This window comes from Pseudomonas sp. NFACC08-1 (genome assembly GCF_900106735.1).
Lineage (GTDB): Bacteria > Pseudomonadota > Gammaproteobacteria > Pseudomonadales > Pseudomonadaceae > Aquipseudomonas > Aquipseudomonas fluorescens_Q.
Map to the genome: position 1 here is coordinate 64,442 of NZ_FNNL01000020.1, position 18,369 is coordinate 82,810.

General features: G+C 61.0%; 17 protein-coding genes. 12 read left to right on the top strand and 5 right to left on the bottom strand.

The window, feature by feature from the left end:
• The first annotated feature begins 143 nt into the window (after positions 1-143).
• The 7 genes from BLU76_RS28220 (at position 144) to BLU76_RS28250 (ending at position 7,449) form a co-directional block, all read left to right on the top strand.
• Positions 144-1,298, top strand: coding sequence for a mandelate racemase family protein (locus BLU76_RS28220; RefSeq protein WP_170867330.1), 1,155 nt, complete (start codon positions 144-146; stop codon positions 1,296-1,298).
• Positions 1,299-1,369: 71 nt separating this feature from the next.
• Complete coding sequence (locus BLU76_RS28225) at positions 1,370-2,992, top strand: ABC transporter substrate-binding protein (RefSeq protein ID WP_092148996.1); 1,623 nt, start codon at positions 1,370-1,372, stop codon at positions 2,990-2,992.
• 34 nt (positions 2,993-3,026) lie between these two features.
• Positions 3,027-4,064 carry an ABC transporter permease gene (locus BLU76_RS28230; protein WP_025211956.1) on the top strand — a complete coding sequence of 346 codons (1,038 nt, stop codon included), beginning with the start codon at positions 3,027-3,029 and terminating at the stop codon, positions 4,062-4,064.
• On the top strand, positions 4,064-4,966 hold the full coding sequence (locus tag BLU76_RS28235) for an ABC transporter permease (RefSeq protein WP_063322887.1): 903 nt from the start codon (positions 4,064-4,066) through the stop codon (positions 4,964-4,966). Before BLU76_RS28230 ends, BLU76_RS28235 begins: the two co-directional genes overlap by 1 nt.
• 10 nt (positions 4,967-4,976) lie before the next feature.
• Positions 4,977-5,816 carry an ABC transporter ATP-binding protein gene (locus BLU76_RS28240; RefSeq protein WP_092225378.1) on the top strand — a complete coding sequence of 280 codons (840 nt, stop codon included), beginning with the start codon at positions 4,977-4,979 and terminating at the stop codon, positions 5,814-5,816.
• Between the two features lie 10 nt (positions 5,817-5,826).
• Positions 5,827-6,594, top strand: coding sequence for an ABC transporter ATP-binding protein (locus BLU76_RS28245; RefSeq protein ID WP_092225380.1), 768 nt, complete (start codon positions 5,827-5,829; stop codon positions 6,592-6,594).
• Between the two features lie 132 nt (positions 6,595-6,726).
• On the top strand, positions 6,727-7,449 hold the full coding sequence (locus BLU76_RS28250; protein ID WP_072346940.1) for an oligogalacturonate-specific porin KdgM family protein: 723 nt from the start codon (positions 6,727-6,729) through the stop codon (positions 7,447-7,449).
• Positions 7,450-7,632: 183 nt separating this feature from the next.
• Here the strand turns inward: BLU76_RS28250 and BLU76_RS28255 are convergent, their stop codons facing one another.
• A complete protein-coding gene (locus tag BLU76_RS28255) occupies positions 7,633-8,376 on the bottom strand; it encodes a FadR/GntR family transcriptional regulator (protein WP_092148988.1) in 744 nt (247 codons plus the stop codon).
• 96 nt (positions 8,377-8,472) lie between these two features.
• Here BLU76_RS28255 and BLU76_RS28260 point away from each other — a divergent pair, with 96 nt between their 5' ends.
• Positions 8,473-9,183, top strand: coding sequence for a FadR/GntR family transcriptional regulator (locus BLU76_RS28260; protein WP_092225382.1), 711 nt, complete (start codon positions 8,473-8,475; stop codon positions 9,181-9,183).
• A gap of 57 nt (positions 9,184-9,240) precedes the next feature.
• Here BLU76_RS28260 and aceE read toward each other — a convergent pair whose 3' ends face one another.
• The gene (aceE, locus tag BLU76_RS28265) at positions 9,241-11,910 is read right to left on the bottom strand and encodes a pyruvate dehydrogenase (acetyl-transferring), homodimeric type (protein ID WP_092225384.1); all 2,670 of its coding nucleotides are present in this window, start codon (positions 11,908-11,910) and stop codon (positions 9,241-9,243) included.
• A 173-nt stretch (positions 11,911-12,083) separates the two neighbouring features.
• On the opposite strand from aceE, the gene BLU76_RS28270 reads away from it, so the two are divergent.
• Complete coding sequence (locus BLU76_RS28270; RefSeq protein ID WP_092225386.1) at positions 12,084-12,536, top strand: MarR family winged helix-turn-helix transcriptional regulator; 453 nt, start codon at positions 12,084-12,086, stop codon at positions 12,534-12,536.
• Positions 12,537-12,729: 193 nt separating this feature from the next.
• Here BLU76_RS28270 and BLU76_RS28275 read toward each other — a convergent pair whose 3' ends face one another.
• On the bottom strand, positions 12,730-13,779 hold the full coding sequence (locus BLU76_RS28275) for a hypothetical protein (protein WP_092225388.1): 1,050 nt from the start codon (positions 13,777-13,779) through the stop codon (positions 12,730-12,732).
• Between the two features lie 181 nt (positions 13,780-13,960).
• Positions 13,961-14,377, bottom strand: a complete 417-nt coding sequence (locus BLU76_RS28280) for a VOC family protein (RefSeq protein WP_072410941.1) — start codon at positions 14,375-14,377, stop codon at positions 13,961-13,963.
• Between the two features lie 108 nt (positions 14,378-14,485).
• Between BLU76_RS28280 and BLU76_RS28285 the strand changes: the two genes are divergently transcribed.
• From BLU76_RS28285 to BLU76_RS28295, 3 genes are all read left to right on the top strand, one after another.
• On the top strand, positions 14,486-15,139 hold the full coding sequence (locus tag BLU76_RS28285; protein WP_092148979.1) for an arylsulfatase: 654 nt from the start codon (positions 14,486-14,488) through the stop codon (positions 15,137-15,139).
• Between the two features lie 41 nt (positions 15,140-15,180).
• Positions 15,181-15,930, top strand: coding sequence for a hydroxypyruvate isomerase family protein (locus tag BLU76_RS28290; RefSeq protein WP_092225390.1), 750 nt, complete (start codon positions 15,181-15,183; stop codon positions 15,928-15,930).
• Between the two features lie 108 nt (positions 15,931-16,038).
• The gene (locus tag BLU76_RS28295; RefSeq protein WP_092148974.1) at positions 16,039-16,584 is read left to right on the top strand and encodes a DUF4256 domain-containing protein; all 546 of its coding nucleotides are present in this window, start codon (positions 16,039-16,041) and stop codon (positions 16,582-16,584) included.
• Between the two features lie 224 nt (positions 16,585-16,808).
• Here the strand turns inward: BLU76_RS28295 and BLU76_RS28300 are convergent, their stop codons facing one another.
• Positions 16,809-18,317, bottom strand: a complete 1,509-nt coding sequence (locus BLU76_RS28300; RefSeq protein ID WP_092225392.1) for a hypothetical protein — start codon at positions 18,315-18,317, stop codon at positions 16,809-16,811.
• Between the last annotated feature and the right edge of the window lie 52 nt (positions 18,318-18,369).

Here is an 18,369-nt window from a genome sequence, read left to right on the forward strand (position 1 = left end):
AACCTCCTGTCCGGGGAAAGCTCCTGCATTCGCACTATTTATTGCGTTATAGGGGTTGACAGTCCACTGGAAACGTCAGAATAATCCGACACGTTGTATGACGACATACAAATAAACAATAACAACATTTGGTGTTCCTCCCCATGAGAATCACAGGCGTTCACGTCGACGTTTTTTCCACCCCTTCGCGCCGTGCCCAGGACAGCGCCGGCCATGCCCATCCAGGCGATGAGGTCATGATCAAAATGGCTTTGCTGCGAATCGGTTGCGACGATGGCTCCGAGGGCTATGCCTTCGGCCCGCCTGAGTTGATTCGTCCGCACATCATCGAATCCTTCGTGCGCAAGGTGCTGATCGGTCGCGATCCGATGGACCGTGAAAGCATCTGGCAAGACCTTGCACACTGGCAGCGCGGCAGTGCCGGGCAGTTCACTGATCGGGCGTTGGCCCTGGTGGAGCAAGCGCTGTGGGACTTGGCCGGGCGCAAACTCAAGCTGCCGGTGCACAAGTTGATTGGTGGCTATCGCGATAAGGTTCCGGCCTACGGCTCGACGATGTGTGGCGACGATCTGCCGGGCGGGTTGTCCACGCCGGACGAGTACGGCCAGTTCGCCGAAAAGCTGGTCCAGCGCGGCTACAAGGCCATCAAGCTGCACACCTGGATGCCGCCGATTTCCTTCGCGCCGAACCCGCAAATGGACATCCAGGCCTGCGCTGCCGTGCGTGAGGCGGTGGGGCCGGACATCGCGCTGATGCTCGACGGTTATCACTGGTACAGCCGCATGGATGCGCTGACCATCGGCAAGGCCCTGCAAAAGCTGAATTTCGCCTGGTTCGAAGAGCCGATGATGGAAGACTCGGCGGAGTCCTATGCCTGGCTGGCCGCCAACCTGGACATCCCGGTGTTGGGCCCGGAAAGCATCGCCGGCAAGTTCCACAGCCGCGCCAGTTGGGTCACCCAGAAATCCTGTGACATCCTGCGCGCCGGCGTGGCCGGGGTCGGGGGCATCGGGCCGTGCCTGAAGGTGGCGCACCTGGCCGAGTCGTTCGGCATGGACTGCGAAGTGCACGGCAACGGCGCGGCGAACCTGGCGGTGGTCGGGGCGATCAGCAATTGCCGCTGGTACGAGCGCGGCCTGCTGCACCCATTCCTCGACTATGAAGAAGTCCCGGCGCACCTCAACAGCATTGTCGATCCGATGGACGCCGATGGTTTTGTACACCTGTCCGACCGACCGGGGTTGGGCGAGGACATCAACTTCGCGTATATCGAAGCCAACACCCTGTCTCGACATTGATCCTGTTCCACGCCTGAGGTCGATGGCTGCCCGGGCGACAAGTCTTTATAAATATAAGAAAGGACTGAACCATGAATCTCTGGCCCAAGCGCCTGACCAGGCTGCTGTGTGTCGCCGTGGCCCTGTACGCAGTGCAGGTGCCCGTCAGCCTGGCCCAAGGCGAAACGCCCCCCGACCAATTGGTGGTGGGCATGAGCATGATCAACCTGTTGTCCCTGGACCCTGCCGCGGCGACGGGGCTGGAGGTCGCCGAGGTCAACGCCAACGTCTACGATATGCTTCTGGAGCAGGATGCGGCGCAGCCGGACACGCTGATTCCGGCCCTGGCGAAAACCTGGGACATCAGCCCCGACCGCATGCGCCTGACCTTCCAATTGCGCGATGACGTGCGTTTTCACTCCGGCGCACCGCTCACTGCCCAAGACGTCGCCTGGTCATTGCAGCGTGTGGTCACCCTCAACCGCGCCCTGGCTTCGACCTGGAAAGCCTACGGTTTCACCGCCGACAACGTCGTCAAGTTGATGCGTGCCGAAGGGCCGCACACCTTTGTCATGGAGCTGCCACGCGTCACGGACCCGATGCTGGTGCTCAACACCCTGGCGACTTCTCCCAGCGCCTTCATCATCGATCGCAGCGTCGCCTTGCAGCATCAGGTTGGCGACGATCAGGGCGCGGCCTGGCTGGCGACTCACACAGCCGGCTCCGGCGCGTTCAAGCTCGATATCTGGCGCGCCAACGACGTGATCCTGATGAGTCGTAATGACGACTATTGGCGCGGCGCGGCGAAGTTGCGCCGGGTGATCATGCGCAACATGACCGAGTCCCAGGCCCTGCGGCTGATGGTCGAGCGCGGTGACCTGGACGTCGCCCGGGGCATGGCGGCCACCGACATCAAGGCCCTGGGCAAGGTCGATGAGGTGCGCATCCAGAGCATCGCCCGGGGCACGCTGTACTACGTGGCGATGAGCATGCAACAGCCGTTGTTCCAGGACATCCGCGTGCGCCAGGCCATTCGCCTGTTGATCGACTACCAGGGCATCAACGATGTGGTGATGCCGCACTACGGTGTGATCAATCAGCGGCCCTTGCAGTTGGGGCTGCCGGCACGCCTGGAAGACCCGGGCTATCGCCTGGACGTGGCCGAGGCCAAGCGCCTGTTGGCGGCGGCCGGGCATGCCGACGGCTTTAAAGTGACCATTCGATCGCTCACCGATCCGCCGTTCATCAACATCGCCACCAGCCTGCAAGCGACACTGGCCCAGGCCGGTATCCAGGCGACGATCATCACCGGCACCGGCAACCAGATCTACGGGGCGATGCGCGACCGTCAGTTCGACATCCTCGTCGGTCGCGGCGGTGGCGGGGCGGAGCGTCATCCCCATTCGAGCCTGCGGGCCCTGGTGTACAACCCGGACAACCGCACCGAAGCCAAGCTGAGCAACTTCCAGGGCTGGCGCACCTCGTTCTTCGACCCGCAGCTCAATCAGTTGATCGAGCAGGCCGAGCGCGAGCGTGATCCCGAGCGCCAGCGCGAAATCTACGCACGGATCCAGACCCTCTACGACCAACAGGCCGGGGCGATCATGCCGGTCTCACAGATGGTGGACGAAGTGGTGATCCACGCCGACGTGCGCAACTACATCGGCCACACCGCCGCCACCACGCGTCTTCGGGACGTCTACAAGCAGCGCTGAAATCGACGGCCACAGGGCCAAGGCAGGAATGAACATGTCGACTGCATCCTTTTCAATCTGGACCACCCGGGCCGCTTCGGCGACCCGGCGCGGCGGCTCGGTGGCGGTGACGCTGCTGGGGTTGCTGCTACTGACCTTTTTCATCGGGCGAGTGATGCCCCTGGACCCGGTGCTGGCCATCGTCGGCCCGGACGCCGACGCCTCGGCCTACGCCCAGGTGTACAAAGAGCTGGGCCTGGACAAACCGTTGTGGACCCAGTTCGCGATCTACCTCGGCGACCTGCTGCACGGTGACTTCGGCATGGCCTTGTTGACCGGCAACCCGGTCATCACCGACATCGCCCGGGTCTTCCCGGCCACCTTGGAACTGGCGACCCTGGCTATTCTGTTCGGCGTGTTGGCGGGCTTGCCGCTGGGTGTCTACGCCGCGACGCATCAGGGCCGTGCCGGTGACCATGTCGCACGGCTGATCACGTTGTTCGGTTACTCCACGCCGATTTTCTGGATCGGCATGATGGCCTTCCTGGTGTTCTACGCCTGGCTGGGTTGGGCCGGTGGCGTCGGGCGCATTGGCCTGGCTTATGACGGGCTGATCCCGAAACACACCGGGCTGTTGTTGATCGACACCGCCTGGTCCGGCGACTGGGAGGCCTTTCGCAGCGCCCTGCGGCACATCCTGTTGCCGGCGGTGATCCTCAGCTTCAACTCGGTGGCCTACATCAGCCGCATGACCCGCAGCTTCATGCTTGAGCAACTGTCCCAGGAGTACATCATCACCGCCCGGGTCAAGGGTTTGTCCCAGCGGCGGATCGTTTGGGGACATGCCTTCGGCAACATTCGCGTGCAGTTGTTGACCATCGTCGCGTTGGCCTATGGCGGCCTGCTGGAAGGCGCGGTGCTGATCGAAACCGTGTTCGCCTGGCCGGGTTTCGGCCAGTACCTGACCAGCAGCTTGCTGCTCGGTGACATGAACGCGGTGATGGCTTGCGTGCTGCTGATCGGCCTCATCTTCGTGACGCTGAACCTGATCAGCGACGCGTTGTACAAGATCTTCGACCCGAGGACTCGCTAATGAACCTGCCCCTGGCTTCCAGCGCACCCGCCGCGCTGCCCGCCTCCAGTACCGCAGCGATGGCCGCCAGTACCTTGCGCCTGCTGCGTTTCCTGCTGCGCAACCCGATGACCTTCGCCGGCCTGATCGTCGTCGCGACCCTGATGCTGGTCGCAGTCTTCGCGCCCTGGATCGCCGGCCACGATCCGCTGTTGCAGAACCTCGCCGGGGCCTTGCAGGCACCCAGCGGCGTGCACTGGTTCGGCACTGACGAATACGGTCGCGATGTCTTCGCCCGGCTGGTGTATGGCTCGCGCATCACCCTGTACATCGTCTTGCTGGTGACGGTGATCGTCGGCCCCATCGGCCTGCTGGTCGGCACGGTTTCCGGCTACTTCGGCGGTTGGGTCGACAGCCTGTTCATGCGCATCACCGACATCTTCATCTCGTTCCCCAGCCTGGTCCTGGCGCTGGCCTTCATCGCCGCCCTCGGCCCGGGCCTGGAGCATGCGGTGATCGCCATCGCGCTGACGGCCTGGCCGCCGATTGCCCGGCTTGCCCGCGCCGAAACACTGCCACTGCGCAACGCTGACTTCGTTGTTGCGGTGCAGCTCCAGGGCGCGTCGAGCACCCGCATCATCCTGCGCCACATCATCCCGATGTGCCTGTCGTCGGTGATCATCCGCCTGACCATGAACATGGCGAGCATCATCCTCACCGCCGCGGCCCTGGGCTTTCTCGGCCTCGGCGCCCAGGCACCGTTGCCGGAGTGGGGCGCGATGATCTCCACCGGGCGGCGCTACATGCTCGAAAGCTGGTGGCTGGTGGCGGCACCCGGTGCGGCGATCATGCTGGTCAGCCTGGCCTTCAACCTGTTGGGCGACGGCTTGCGCGACGTCCTCGACCCACGCAGCCAATCCTGAGGAACAGGCCATGACTGAGATAAAACTTGCGGTACAGGACTTGTGCGTCGAATTTCGCAACGCCGGCAAAACTTCCCTGGCGGTGCGCGACGTGTCGTTCACCCTGGGCCGGGAAAAACTCGCCATCGTCGGTGAATCCGGCTCGGGAAAATCCACCGTTGGCCGCAGCCTTTTACGCCTGCATCCGCCGACCGCGCGGGTCACCGCCAAGACCTTGCGCTTCGCCGATATCGACCTGTTGGCCGCCAGCGAAAAGCAGATCCAGGCGATTCGCGGCGCGCGCATGTCGATGATCATGCAAGACCCCAAGTACTCGTTGAATCCGGTGGTGCGCGTCGGCGAACAAATCGCCGAGGCCTACCTGGCCCATCACAAGGTGTCCCATCGCGAAGCCCGCGAGCGCGCCTTGGACATGCTCGCCAAGGTGCATATCCGCGACCCACGGCGGGTCTATGACCTGTACCCGCACGAGGTCTCGGGCGGCATGGGCCAGCGGATCATGATCGCCATGATGGTGATCACCGATCCCCAGGTGATCATCGCCGACGAACCGACTTCGGCGCTGGACGTGTCGGTGCGCCGCCAGGTGCTCAACGTGCTGGAAGAGTTGGTCAGCGAACGTGACCTGGGGCTGATTTTCATCAGTCACGATTTGAATCTGGTACGGCATTTCTGTGATCGCGTGCTGGTGATGTACGCCGGTCGCGTGGTCGAGTCGATTGCCGCCGCCGACCTGGATAACGCCACCCATCCCTACACCCAAGGCCTGTTGGCCGCATTGCCGAGCCTGGACCATCCGCGCGCCACGTTGCCGGTGCTGCAGCGCGACCCACACTGGTTGAATGCTTGAGGAGCCTGTCATGAGCATGATTGAAATCGCCGGCCTGAACCTCAGTTTTGGCACGGGCGCGGCACTGAACGCGGTATTGCACGACGTCGATTTGAGTGTCGCCGAAGGTGAGGCATTCGGCTTGGTGGGGGAGTCCGGTTCGGGCAAGACCACCGTGCTGCGCTGCCTGGCCGGGCAGTACCAGCATTGGAGCGGACAACTGCGGGTCGCCGGCCAAGCCGTGACGCGCAACCTGCCGCTGAATCACTATCGCACGGTGCAGATGGTGTTCCAGGACCCGTACGCCTCGTTGCATCCGCGCTACACCATTGATGCCGCGCTGCAAGAGCCGCTGCGCATCCACGGCATCGACGGGCGTACGCAGAAGGTCAGCGAGATCCTGCGCAAGGTCGGCTTGAACGACAGCTTTCGCTTCCGTTATCCGCACCAGTTGTCCGGTGGCCAGCGCCAACGCGTGGCGATCGCCCGGGCGCTGATCCTGCGTCCCCGGGTGTTGTTGCTGGACGAGCCGACCTCGGCGCTGGACGTCTCGGTGCAGGCGGAAATCCTCAACCTGCTGGCCGACTTGCGTCACCAGGAAGGGCTGACCTACCTGATGGTCACCCATGATCTGGCGGTGGTGGCGCATTTGTGTGATCGGCTGGCGGTGATGCAGCAGGGCCGGGTGGTGGAGACCCTCGACAGCCATCTGCTGGCGAGCGATGGCGCCACGCACGCGTACACCCGTTTGTTGGTGCAAGCCAGTCGGGACATACAACGCGTGCCCATCGCTGTTTGAGGTTCCATTAATTAGTTGTACTTGTTTTAACCCGTAAAAAACGTTGGAGCCCAGGTATCAATGCCGCGCACGCGCTCGCCTGTGATTTAGCGTCTGCCCTAACTAACCTTTCAACCAACAAGAATAAAAAACATGAAAAAGACACTTGTATTAGTTTCCCTCGCTGCATTGTTCACTTCGGTTGTTGCAGTGGCCGATACCGGCTACATCAATGTGCGTCACCAATATGCGGAGAAAACTCGCATGCACGCCGACCGCGCCAAGTTCGGTATACGACTGGACAACGGCGTGGGCCTGGAAGGTGAACTCAAATACAAGACCGCCGGTGACCGGCAAGACGTCGCCTTCGACAACACCGTCGGTAGCGGCCATGAATTTACCGTCAACTACCAGCACAAGATCGATGACCGATGGACGCTGACGCCTTCGCTGGCCCTGGATAGCGACGAGGAGTCCACCACCTACAAATTGGGCCTGCGCCTGGGTTACCGCGTGACCAAAGAGCTGAGCATCGCCGGGCGCTACCGTTTTGATTCGGCCAAGCTTGACCGCGACCAGATCGACCGTGACGTGCCGCATAATGGCCAGGACGATCAGAAGGTCAACCGTTACGATGTTTATATCAACTATGGCCCTCAAGGACCGTGGGCCTATGAATATCAATTGACTTATTTCGATGCCGACTACATTCGCTATAACGGCGGTACCGACGACTATGAACAGAATGCCGTGGTTAAATACCAGTGGGACAAACGCTGGGCGCCGTTCTTTGAAGTGGGCGATATCAAAGTCAACTCGGTCGACAGTGATCGCCAGTTGCGACTGCGGGTCGGTGTTAAATACAGCTTCTTCTAAATTGTGAGAGCAAGCGCCCCCAGACAGCACTGCTCGTTCAAGGGGGCGATGAATCCGTGGCGAGGGAGCTTGCTCCCGCTTGAGTGCGAAGCGCTCACAAAAATGGGCCTGCTGCGCAGTCCAGCGGGAGCAAGCTCCCTCGCCACAGTGAGTCAAGCAAACCTTAAGTGAACAGCATTGGGCTTACTCGTTGTAGAACGCCTGGCGCTGTTGCGTTTCACACAGGCGCATGCGGCTATTGCTCAAATGCAGGTACATGGCCGCCCGCGCCGCATCGACATTGCCGCTGGCGATGGCGTCGAAGATCTGCTGATGTTCGGCGTTGATCCCTTGCAGGTAAGCACTGCGATCGCTTTGCCCGGAGTAGGCGGAGTTCATGCGGGTACGCGGGATCAGCTTCGTGCCCAGGTGCTTCATGATGTCGATCAGGTAGTAATTGCCGGCTGCCTTGGCGATTTTCAGATGGAACTGAAAATCGGCATTGATGGTGGTGCCGGATTTTTCCGGCCCTTGCAGCAACGCCTCCAGCGCCTGGGCCAGTTCGGCCAGGGCTTCGGGCGTTGCGCGTTCGGCGGCCATGCCGGCGGCCTGGACTTCCAGGCTCAGGCGAAACTCCAGCAGGCTGAGCACATCCGACAACGTGGCAATCGTCGCCGGCCCCAGGGTAAAGCCCTCGGGTGCCGGCATGTCCAAAACAAAGGTGCCGACGCCATGGCGCGTCTCCACCAGCCCTGCCGCCTGCAAGCGCGACAGCGCCTCACGCACCACCGAACGACTGACGCCTTCGGCCTCCATGATGTGCACTTCGGTGGGGAGCTTTTCGCCGCGCTTGAGAACACCTTCACGCATGCGCTGGGCAAAGCGGTCGACCAGGGTTTCGGCGAGGCGGCGCGGCTTGTTCAGTGGAGATAACGCTTGATCCGTCATCGGCTTGCTCTTGGGTGATCAGCGGGCATTATAGTGCGTTTTGCCGCGAGGTCGCGGCTATAATGCGCGATCGTCTGGCTTTAATGGATAGGTGCAATGGACCGTGTCACACCCGATCGACGCCTGAGCATGACCCAGCAACTGGTGGTCGACCTGACGCAGCAGATACTGGCCGGCGAACTGCCCGCGGGCAGCAAGTTACCCACCGAACAGGTCATCATCAAGGACCGTGGCGTCAGTCGGACCGTGGTCCGCGAAGCCATGTCGCGGCTTCAGGCCGAAGGTTTGGTGGAGACCCGCCACGGCATCGGCACCTTCGTGGTCGACACCGCCCGCCCCGGTGATTTCCAAGGCAGCAAACACGTCAAGGGTGGCGCCTACGACGCGCTGGCCGTGATCGAACTGCGCCTGAGCCTGGAAGTGGAAGCCGCCGGCATCGCCGCACAACGGGCCACGCCGGAACAGTTGCAGGCCATGCGCGAAGTACTCGACGCGGCGAATGCGCTTGAGGCAACGGATGACGAAAGCGCCCGGGTCGATTTCGAATTCCATTTGCAGATCGTCCAGTGCACCGACAACAGCTTCTTTATCGATGCCATGGCGCATGTGGGCAACACCTTGATCGCGGTGGTGCAACAGGCCGGGCCTGTGGTGACGGACGAGAACCGAGCGTTGCTGGTTCGAGAGCGCGAGCAGATCTATGCGGCGTTGGCGCGGCGTGATGCCGAAGCGGCACGGGCGTCGATGCGCTTGCACTTGATCAATATGCTGCAGCGGGTTCGAGGTGTGGTTGAGTCAGCGACGTAATAACACGTCCACCAGTTGCAGCGGCGCCCTGAGGGGGCGCCGCTGCTAGGCTCAGGTTCACACCTTTGCAGGGTTCTGCTTTTGCGGATCAATGCCGTAAAGCCTGATCGCCTCGGCTACTTTTTCCCGAGGTATTTTTCCGTCGTCGGCCAGGGCCTTCAACGCCGCGAGGGCGATGAAGTGCCGATCCACTTCGAAAAATCTGCGCAGCGACTCGCGGGTATCCGACTGGCCGAAACCGTCGGTGCCGAGGGCCACGAAGCGGCGATTGGGTACGAACGGGCGAATCTGGTCGGCGAATATCTTCATGTAGTCAGTCGCGACCACCACCGGGCCCTGTTTGTCCTGCAGGCAACTTTCCACATAACCGATACGCGGCGCATGCTCTGGGTGCAGCAGGTTCCAGCGTTCGGCTTCCTGACCGTCGCGGCGCAGTTCGGTCAGGCTGGTCACGCTCCAGACTTCGCTGCTGACGCCGAAGTCCTGTTCCAGCAACTGAGCTGCCGCGACCACTTCCTGAAGAATCGAACCACAGCCCATCAGCTGGACGTGCTTGCCTTCGACAGTTTTTTCAGGCGCCGAGAGCCGGTACATGCCCTTGAGGATGCCGTGCTCTACGCCTTCGGGCATCGCGGGATGGGCGTAGTTTTCGTTCAGCACGGTGATGTAATAAAAGATGTCTTCGTTTTCGGCATACATCCGCCGCATGCCGTCCTGGATGATCACGGCCAGTTCATACGCATAGGTCGGGTCATAGGACACGCAGCATGGGATGGTCGACGACAGCACATGGCTGTGACCGTCGTCATGTTGCAGGCCTTCGCCCATCAGCGTGGTCCTGCCGGAGGTGGCGCCGAGCAGAAAGCCGCGGGCGCGCGCGTCACCTGCCGCCCAGGCGAGGTCGCCGACGCGTTGGAAGCCAAACATCGAATAAAAGATGTAGAAGGGCACCGTCATCACGCCGTGGGTGCTGTAGGACGTACTGGCGGCGATCCACGAAGAAATCCCGCCGGACTCGTTCAGTCCCTCCTGCATGATCTGGCCGTCCCGGGCTTCTTTGTAATAGCTCAACTGGCCGGCGTCTTGAGGCGTATACAGCTGGCCGACGTGGGAATGAATACCGATCTGGCGGAACAGGCTTTCCATGCCGAAGGTACGTGATTCGTCCGGGACGATGGGCACGATCAGCTTGCCGATGTTCGGGTCCTTGAGCAGCGTGCCGAGAATGCGCACGAACGCCATGGTGGTGGAGATGGCCCGTTCGCCGGTGCCTTTGAGCTGTGTGTCCAAGGCCGACAAGGGTGGAACCTGCAAGGGCACCACGGCATTGAAACGGGCCGGGATGTAGCCGCCCAATTGGTTGCGCCTGGCTTGCAGGTAAAGGGCCTCGACGCTGTCCGCAGCCGGCTTGAGGTAAGGCATGTCGCCCAGCTGGTCATCGGTGAGTTCCAGTCCGAACCGATCACGGAACGCCTTGACCGCGTCGTCGCCCATTTTCTTGAGTTGGTGATTGATATTCTGGCCTTCACCGGCTTCGCCCATGCCGAAACCCTTCACGGTCTTGGCCAGGATGACGGTCGGCCCGCCGGTATGGCGCATGGCGGCGGCATAGGCGTTATGGACTTTCTCCGGGTCGTGGCCGCCGCGAGACAGCTTCCAGATCTCGTCATCGCTCAGGTCGCTGACCAGTTCCAACAGCTCGGGGTACTTTCCAAAGAAGTGCTCGCGCACATAGGCGCCGTTCTGGGATTTGTAGTTCTGATAGTCGCCGTCCACGCATTCCATCATCCGCTGGCGCAGCAGGCCGTTCTTGTCCTTTTCCAGCAGGGCATCCCAGCCGCTGCCCCAGATCACCTTGATCACATTCCAGCCAGCCGCCCGGTACAGGCTCTCGAACTCCTGGATCACCTTGCTGTTGCCACGCACCGGGCCGTCCAGGCGTTGCAGGTTGCAGTTGACGACAAAGATGATGTTGTCGAGCTTCTCCCGGCCCGCCAGGGAGATCGCCGCCAGCGATTCCGGCTGGTCCATTTCACCGTCACCGAGGAACGCCCAGACTTTGCGGCCCTGGTGTTCCTTCAGGCCGCGATCTTCCAGGTAGCGCATGAACCGCGCCTGGTACGCGGCCGTGATGGGCCCCAGCCCCATGGACACCGTCGGGAACTGCCAGAAGTCCGGCATCAGCCGTGGATGCGGATAGGACGAGACGCCATCACGATCGGTCTCGCGACGAAAGTTATCCAGCTGATCCTCGCTCAGGCGGCCTTCCAGATAGGCGCGTGCGTAGATGCCAGGAGAGGAGTGGCCCTGGATGTACACCATGTCACCGGCGAACTGCTCGGTGCGGCCACGGAAAAAATGCTCGAAGCCAACGTCATACAAAACCGCCGCCGACGCGTAAGACGCGATGTGCCCGCCCACGTTCGAATGTTTGCCGGCGCGCAGCACCATGGCCAGCGCGTTCCAGCGAATGTAGGCGTTGATCCGGCGCTCCACGGCCAGGTCGCCGGGGTAAGGCTGCTGGCGGTCTACCGGGATCGTGTTGACGTAGGGCGTCGTTACGCGACCGTAGAAATCACCGTGGCGGTTGGCGTCGAAATCAAGCATCTGATCGATCAGGTAGTGGGCGCGAGGGCGCCCTTCGACACTCGCCACCGATTCAATGGATTCGAGCCATTCGCGAGTCTCTTGTGGATCCTCGTCGAGAAACATGGATTGTTGTGCCATCGTTGTCGTCTCCTGGACAGTGCTGCAGCACCGAGTCGTTTGGTGCTTGACTAAGGGGCGTGGGTCGACGCCAACCTTCGAGAGTTTTGTAGTTGCAAATGCAACTACGTGCGAGAACTTAGCCTGCCGCGCGCTACAATTGCAACTAAATCGATTTCTAAGAAAGGTGCTGCATGTCTTCCAGCGAGCCGGATACCTGGTTCAGATTCGTCAGGGCCCACCGGTGCCTGATCCGCGAAATCGAGCGCCGACTGGCGGCCGCCGGGCTGCCTGCCTACGCCTGGTACGACGCGTTATGGGGCCTGGAAAGCGGCCCGGACGGCGCACGCCGCATGAGCGAGCTGGCCGATGTCATGGCCATCGAACGCTACAACCTCACCCGCCTGGTGGACCGCCTGGAGGCGGAAGGCCTGGTCACCCGCAGCCGCGCCAGCGATGACGGTCGAGGCGCGTATGCCGCCATTACCGAGAGCGGAAAAGCGCTGCGCAAGAAGATGTGGAAAATCTACGAAGGGGCGGTGGACGAATTGTTCCTGTCACAATTCGACGACGACCAGCAGCGGGTCTTCAGCCAAGCGTTGGAACGCGCGGCCAATGCTGCGCGCAGCCGCGGTCGAGTGAAATGAGCCCCCAGCAAGCGAACCTGGGGCGCTCCGACATCAGATCTCGATCTCGGTGGGCTTGTACATCCCCTTGAGCGCCTGGCTCGCACGGATGTTGCCGACGGGGCCGAGGAAATCGTTGGGCTCATCGTGAAGCGCCAAGCGGAGTGCCTCATGACCCTCTTCGCTTGGAAATATCCCGGGTAAAGTGTTCCTGCTAGTTGCGCTTCCAGCACTCCGCAAACCGTGCACATACCCCATAACGCTCATCCATCTGCGCCATTCTTTCCAAATGATGATCCACGGCTTCGACGGTCACGCCATTGCCGATGCGGAAATACTCAACCATCATCGCGACGTCCAGATCGATCTCGGCTTTCTCCGGCTTGGCGTTGGCGGTCTTGGGTAACGCCCACTGTTCCAATTGCTCATCCTTCAACTGCCGCAGGCGCACCTGGTATTCCTCCTTGAAGCGTTCCATCGAGCGCGCCTTTTTCTGCGCCATGTCATCGCCAAACGTCTTCAGGTTTTCCCGGTACTGCGTCCAGTAGTCAGCCGGCAGCTCGAAGCCGAGCTTGGCCTTGCGTTCGCTGATCAAGGTGTCCAGTTTCTCTGGCGAATAACTTTCGATTTTTTCCTTGGCTGGATCGGTCTTTACGGTGACGACCAGGCTTTTGTCGATGACCCGGTTCATCAGTTCCAGGCGATGGGGCGTGTCCGGGTAGGTCTTGGGAAACAGCGGATTGCGTCCGGCGCAGGCGGGGAAGTCTTTCTTCAAGATCAGGATCGGCGTACGCACGTCCTTGCCATCGACCCGTTGCAAGCGTTGCAACTGAGTCTGGCAAAAGTTCTTCTCGGACTTGAACGTTACCTCGTATTCGGCATTGGCCTCGGGCGTAAAGTTGAAGCCCTTGCCGCACACGGCATAACCGCTGTTCATGTTGGTGCGCAGGTGAATCTGCTCACCCGGCTTGAGCTTGACCTCCAAGTAACCCCTGGCATCCTTGGGCGCCGGAACGCTCATCCCCACCCTCCGCGCGGTATCGCTCAGCAGCATATTATTGAGGATGCCAGTGGTTTGCCCGTCGCAATGGGCCGCGTCGAAATAGTCCAGCGTGGCGTTGCTGGTATTGGCGACGAACCGCAACTTGGCGGCGTCCGGTTCGATGGCATCGGGGTAACTGCCATTGACGCTGCAACCGCCGAGCAATACGAATAACGCGAACAATGCTGGCGACGGGACAAGACGGCGAGGCAGGGCGAGCATGAGGCATCCTTGAAGGATCGATAAAGTGGGTGAATGCTACTGAAGTGCCACTACTGCGTCCACCACCGACCTCCTGTGGGAGCGAGCTTGCTCGCGATGACGCCGGCACAGTCAACATCACCGATCCAGATAGACCGCTTCGCGAGCAAGCCCGCACAGGGGATTGCCTGCCAGTTGAAGCTCAGGGCTCCAGCGCCGGGCCCTTCAACTCGATCTGGTTGCCATCCGGATCGAAGCAGTAGATCGACCAGCCCTTGCCTTCCGCGCCATAGCGCATCTGCGCTTTCTCAACGGTCAGGCCAGCTGACGCCAAATGCGCGAGGAGGGCTGGTTCATCAAACGGCTCGATCCGCAGGCAGAGGTGATCGACATTGTGCCCCTGCTTTCCCGCTGCCGGCCCACCCTGGCGACCGAGAGGCCCGTCGACGGCAACCAGGTCAATCATCGAAACACCGGTGCCCAGATGAAGCATGCCAAGATCGTCCCGGCGCTTCTTGAGCTCGCAACCAAGCACCGACGTATAGAAAGCGAGGCTGCGCTCGAGGTCTTTTACGCGCAGGACGATGTGGTCGATACGTTGAATCGTGAAGTTCTTCATACGGGCCTCATGTGCTCAGTGCCGCATTGTTTATTGCCACAGGAATTCCACACGCTATCGGGCCTTCTGATACCGTGCAAAAAACATGATCTGGAGAATGGCATAAGCATGAAGGCTCCACGCATTTTTATGATCCACGCGACCCCATTGGCGATCGAGCCCATCACGGCGGCTTTTGCCCGGCATTGGCCGCAGGCACGGATCATCAATCTGCTCGAGGACTCGCTACCCCAGGACCGGGTGGAAGAGGGCGAATTGACCACGAGCATGAAAGCGCGCTTCCTGGCGCTGTCCCACTACGCCGTACAAAGCGCGGCGGATGCCATTCTGTTTACTTGCTCGGCGTTTGGCGATGCCATCGACCTGGTTAAACCCGAGGTGGCCATTCCCGTGCTCAAGCCGAACGAAGCCATGATCGACCAGGCGCTGAGCCAGGCATCGCGCATTGCTGTGCTGGCAACGTTCGAACCCACCATTACTTCGATGATGCCCGAGTTCAAGCAAGCGGCAGAGCGCAGTGGTCGCGCGGTGGAAGTGGTGCCTTATTTCGTTCCGGGGGCATTGCAGGCGTTGAAAGACGGCAACTCACAAGCTCACGATGCTGCCATTGTGGAAATGGCCACCCGGGTCGAGGGCTGCGACCTGATCTGTTTCGCCCAGTTTTCGATGACCAGTGCTGCCGAACAGGCCGGGGCTCGCTCCGGCCTGCCAGTATTGACCACGCCCGACAGTGCCGTGCTGGCGCTGCGCAAGTTGTTCTAAACGGATGATTTCGTTTCTTCCCAGGATGGATGATTTACCCAATGCCCAAGTTCAACGCTCACCTCGGTTTTCAATTCAATGAAGTGCCTTTTCTACAACGCATCGAAGCTGCCGCCGCTGCGGGCTTTCGCGCGGTGGAATTCCCGTCACCCTATGAGTTCGACGCCAGTCTTCTAGCCGATCATCTGACTCAACATAACCTGCCGTTGATCCAGTTCGCCGCACCGGCTGGCGTGACCAAAGGCATCGCAGCCTTGCACGGCCAGGAAGAGGCGTTTCGCAGCGGCTTGCTCCAGGCGGCTCGCTATGCGAAGGCGCTGGCGTGTTCGGATGTCCACATCATGTCGGGCGTTACGGTCCAGGAAGACGCCGCGCTTATCTATGAGCGCAACCTGGAGTACGCCGTCAAATACCTTGAGGACCAGGGTTTGCGGCCGCTGATCGAAGTCATCTGCGTGCAGGAAATGCCGGACTACTACATGTCCGACTTCAGCAAGGCACAACAGGTGTTGGAGACGTTCCCGAGTGTCGGGCTGATCCTCGATCTTTACCACGCCCAACGGCTGACCGGGGACGCGGCGGATGTCCTGGCTCGCTTCTATGACCGAACCGTCCATGTGCAAATTGCCGACTGCCCGGGGCGTCATGAACCGGGGACGGGGAATATGGATTTTGCGGCCTTGTTCGCAGACCTGGAGCGGCGCGGCTACCAAGGCTGGATCGGCTGTGAATACCGTCCCACTGGCTTTACCGTGGCAGGCCTTGATTGGATCAAGCAGTTCAACGCCTGACCCCCTGTGGGAGCGACCATGTCTGTGGGAAATCTGCCGTATGTCTATCCTAGGTATTCTTGAACCAGGCGCGGAATCGGCAACCGATCACCCACGGACTTCCATACCATGAAAAAACAAGAACTAGACAACCTCATCCAAACCCTGAAAACCCGCTTCGAACAAAACCTGAGTCGTCACCCAGACATCCCTTGGGCCGACGTCCAGAACCGGCTCGAAAACAACCCCAATGCCCTGGCGTCCCTCCAAGCCATGGACGCCACCGGCGGCGAGCCAGACGTGATCGGCCTCGATCCGAAAACCGGTGTTGTCACCTTCTGCGATTGCGCCAAAGAAAGCCCGACCGGTCGCCGAAGCCTCTGCTACGACCGCGCCGCCCTGGACGCACGCAAGGAGAACAAGCCCAAAGGCAGTGCCGTCGAAATGGCCGAAGAAATGGGCATCGCCCTGCTGACGGAAGAGCAGTACCGAGCCCTGCAAACGCTCGGCGAGTTTGATGCCAAGACATCCAGTTGGCTGGCAACCCCTCCAGAGCTTCGCTCGCTCGACGGGGCGATTTTTGGCGACTACCGTTATGGCCGGGTGTTCATCTACCACAATGGCGTGCAGTCGTACTACGCGGCGCGGGGCTTTCGTGGGTTGCTGCGGGTCTGACTCTTCGAAATCACCGCGAACCCCGTGGCGAGGGAGCTTGCTCCCGCTGGGCTGCGCAGCAGCCCCAAGGCCATCCACCACGGTGCATCAGGAAAAACGGCGCCGGCAGGTTTTACGACTGCTGCGCAGCCGAGCGGGAGCAAGCTCCCTCGCCACAGTGACTCATACTTTCGAACACCGCGCGGGGCAACCTGCTGCGGTGTTTCTGAGCGCGGAAAGGTCCCTCACTCAAAAACCAAAACCTCGCCCCCCTTGGCCTCAACCATCTCACTGAACGCCGGCAACCTCGCCACGAACGCCGTCTCGAACGCCAGGTACCGATCCTGCGCCGGCACATAACGAACATCCGGTTTGATACGCGGGATGTCCTTGGAAGACAGCTTCACCACCTCATGGCTGTCCTGATTCCAAAACCAGGCCAGGGTGTGTGTACCAAACGTATTGGCGCTGTAGTTCCACACCCACCAATCCCCATGCCCCCGGGCAACATGAAGCTGCCCATGAAAGGTGCGCAACGTAATGACCTGCTTGGGCTGCGTGACCAGCAGGCGCGTGTCCTGGCGCAGCTCACTGCCGAAACCGTCCAACAGCGCCTTCGTCGAAGCGCCGGTCACGAAGTTGAAGCGCCACGCCAACAGCACCGTCTCCTGATACCCCGAATGCTCGACGTTCTGCCGCGCGCCTTCGCTGAACAGCAAAATTTCATCGCCCCCTAGATACGCGCTTGCCGCCCTGAGTTTATAAGCCTCGACGGGCATTGGTTTGGCGGCGATGGTTTGCTGGGGAGCGTCCTGATTCCAGATCCAGCACAACGGCCCGTTGTGCTGCATGAACAGCAAGCGGCGCGGGCCGACGGGCAGGATCGTCAGTTCATCCGCGTGCTCGAAAATCACCTCGCTGCTGTCGGCGGTGATCCGCCAGATCCGCGTCAAATGCTCGGGTTCGTAGATGCGCTGACGTTCGAATATCTCCGAGCCCACCACCACGCAGGGCTGTTCAAATTCCGGCCACTGCACCCCGGCAGGCCCGAACGCCGCGATCTCATCGTCGTGACGAATTTCGTATTGGTAGCGGTCGTCCGCACTGTAATCGCCGCGTATGACCTGACGTTTCCACAGGCTGCGCCGGGCGTCGGCATCGATGAGCTGCAAGTCCGCGCCGTCCACGCCATCGGTCCGCTGTTCGAGCATGTCCTGCTCGATGGGCGGCCACTGGTTGTAATCGATCAGAAAGCACAGCCACTGGTCTTCGTCCTGCTCGGTAATGGCGGCCCAACCGTTGCGGTAGTTGTATTCATGCACATAGGTGGCGCCGGGATAGTCATGGACTTCCTGCAGCCACTTCACCTTGCCGCGCTTGGCTTTGGCCGGTTTGCGTTCGACGGCGGCAGGCTTGGGCGGCTCGATCAAACTCGCGGTGAACCTCGGCTCGCCGCGCTGGCCCTGCCAATGCCGGGCAAACGCCTCGCGTTGAGCGACCGGGACAATCACCGGCCGATAATCATCGCCACCGGCGTCCAGGTTCCACAAGTCATAACCCTGGCCCGCCAACACCGGCGCCAGTGCCTCGAAACAGACCTCGGGCATCTCGTTGGACAGCTCATCCAACAACGCCTCGAACCCCGGACCGGCAAACACACCGATATCGGGATAGTAATGCTGCAACAGCCCGAGCAGGTCGCCGCCCGGTGTTTTCCAATCGATATGAACCAACGGATCGAATTGCGCTTGCATCACGCCTGTCTTCCTTGTGATTTCCCTGCGCGTCATCTTAGCCGCACCCCTA

What these genes read in the sequence shown, in the direction of transcription:
- BLU76_RS28220 (WP_170867330.1), top strand. Translation starts at nt 144, where the DNA reads ATGAGAATCACAGGCGTTCACGTCGACGTTTTTTCCACCCCTTCGCGC.
- BLU76_RS28225 (WP_092148996.1), top strand. Translation starts at nt 1,370, where the DNA reads ATGAATCTCTGGCCCAAGCGCCTGACCAGGCTGCTGTGTGTCGCCGTG.
- BLU76_RS28230 (WP_025211956.1), top strand. Translation starts at nt 3,027, where the DNA reads ATGTCGACTGCATCCTTTTCAATCTGGACCACCCGGGCCGCTTCGGCG.
- BLU76_RS28235 (WP_063322887.1), top strand. Translation starts at nt 4,064, where the DNA reads ATGAACCTGCCCCTGGCTTCCAGCGCACCCGCCGCGCTGCCCGCCTCC.
- BLU76_RS28240 (WP_092225378.1), top strand. Translation starts at nt 4,977, where the DNA reads ATGACTGAGATAAAACTTGCGGTACAGGACTTGTGCGTCGAATTTCGC.
- BLU76_RS28245 (WP_092225380.1), top strand. Translation starts at nt 5,827, where the DNA reads ATGAGCATGATTGAAATCGCCGGCCTGAACCTCAGTTTTGGCACGGGC.
- BLU76_RS28250 (WP_072346940.1), top strand. Translation starts at nt 6,727, where the DNA reads ATGAAAAAGACACTTGTATTAGTTTCCCTCGCTGCATTGTTCACTTCG.
- BLU76_RS28255 (WP_092148988.1), bottom strand. Translation starts at nt 8,376, where the DNA reads ATGACGGATCAAGCGTTATCTCCACTGAACAAGCCGCGCCGCCTCGCC.
- BLU76_RS28260 (WP_092225382.1), top strand. Translation starts at nt 8,473, where the DNA reads ATGGACCGTGTCACACCCGATCGACGCCTGAGCATGACCCAGCAACTG.
- aceE (WP_092225384.1), bottom strand. Translation starts at nt 11,910, where the DNA reads ATGGCACAACAATCCATGTTTCTCGACGAGGATCCACAAGAGACTCGC.
- BLU76_RS28270 (WP_092225386.1), top strand. Translation starts at nt 12,084, where the DNA reads ATGTCTTCCAGCGAGCCGGATACCTGGTTCAGATTCGTCAGGGCCCAC.
- BLU76_RS28275 (WP_092225388.1), bottom strand. Translation starts at nt 13,779, where the DNA reads ATGCTCGCCCTGCCTCGCCGTCTTGTCCCGTCGCCAGCATTGTTCGCG.
- BLU76_RS28280 (WP_072410941.1), bottom strand. Translation starts at nt 14,377, where the DNA reads ATGAAGAACTTCACGATTCAACGTATCGACCACATCGTCCTGCGCGTA.
- BLU76_RS28285 (WP_092148979.1), top strand. Translation starts at nt 14,486, where the DNA reads ATGAAGGCTCCACGCATTTTTATGATCCACGCGACCCCATTGGCGATC.
- BLU76_RS28290 (WP_092225390.1), top strand. Translation starts at nt 15,181, where the DNA reads ATGCCCAAGTTCAACGCTCACCTCGGTTTTCAATTCAATGAAGTGCCT.
- BLU76_RS28295 (WP_092148974.1), top strand. Translation starts at nt 16,039, where the DNA reads ATGAAAAAACAAGAACTAGACAACCTCATCCAAACCCTGAAAACCCGC.
- BLU76_RS28300 (WP_092225392.1), bottom strand. Translation starts at nt 18,317, where the DNA reads ATGCAAGCGCAATTCGATCCGTTGGTTCATATCGATTGGAAAACACCG.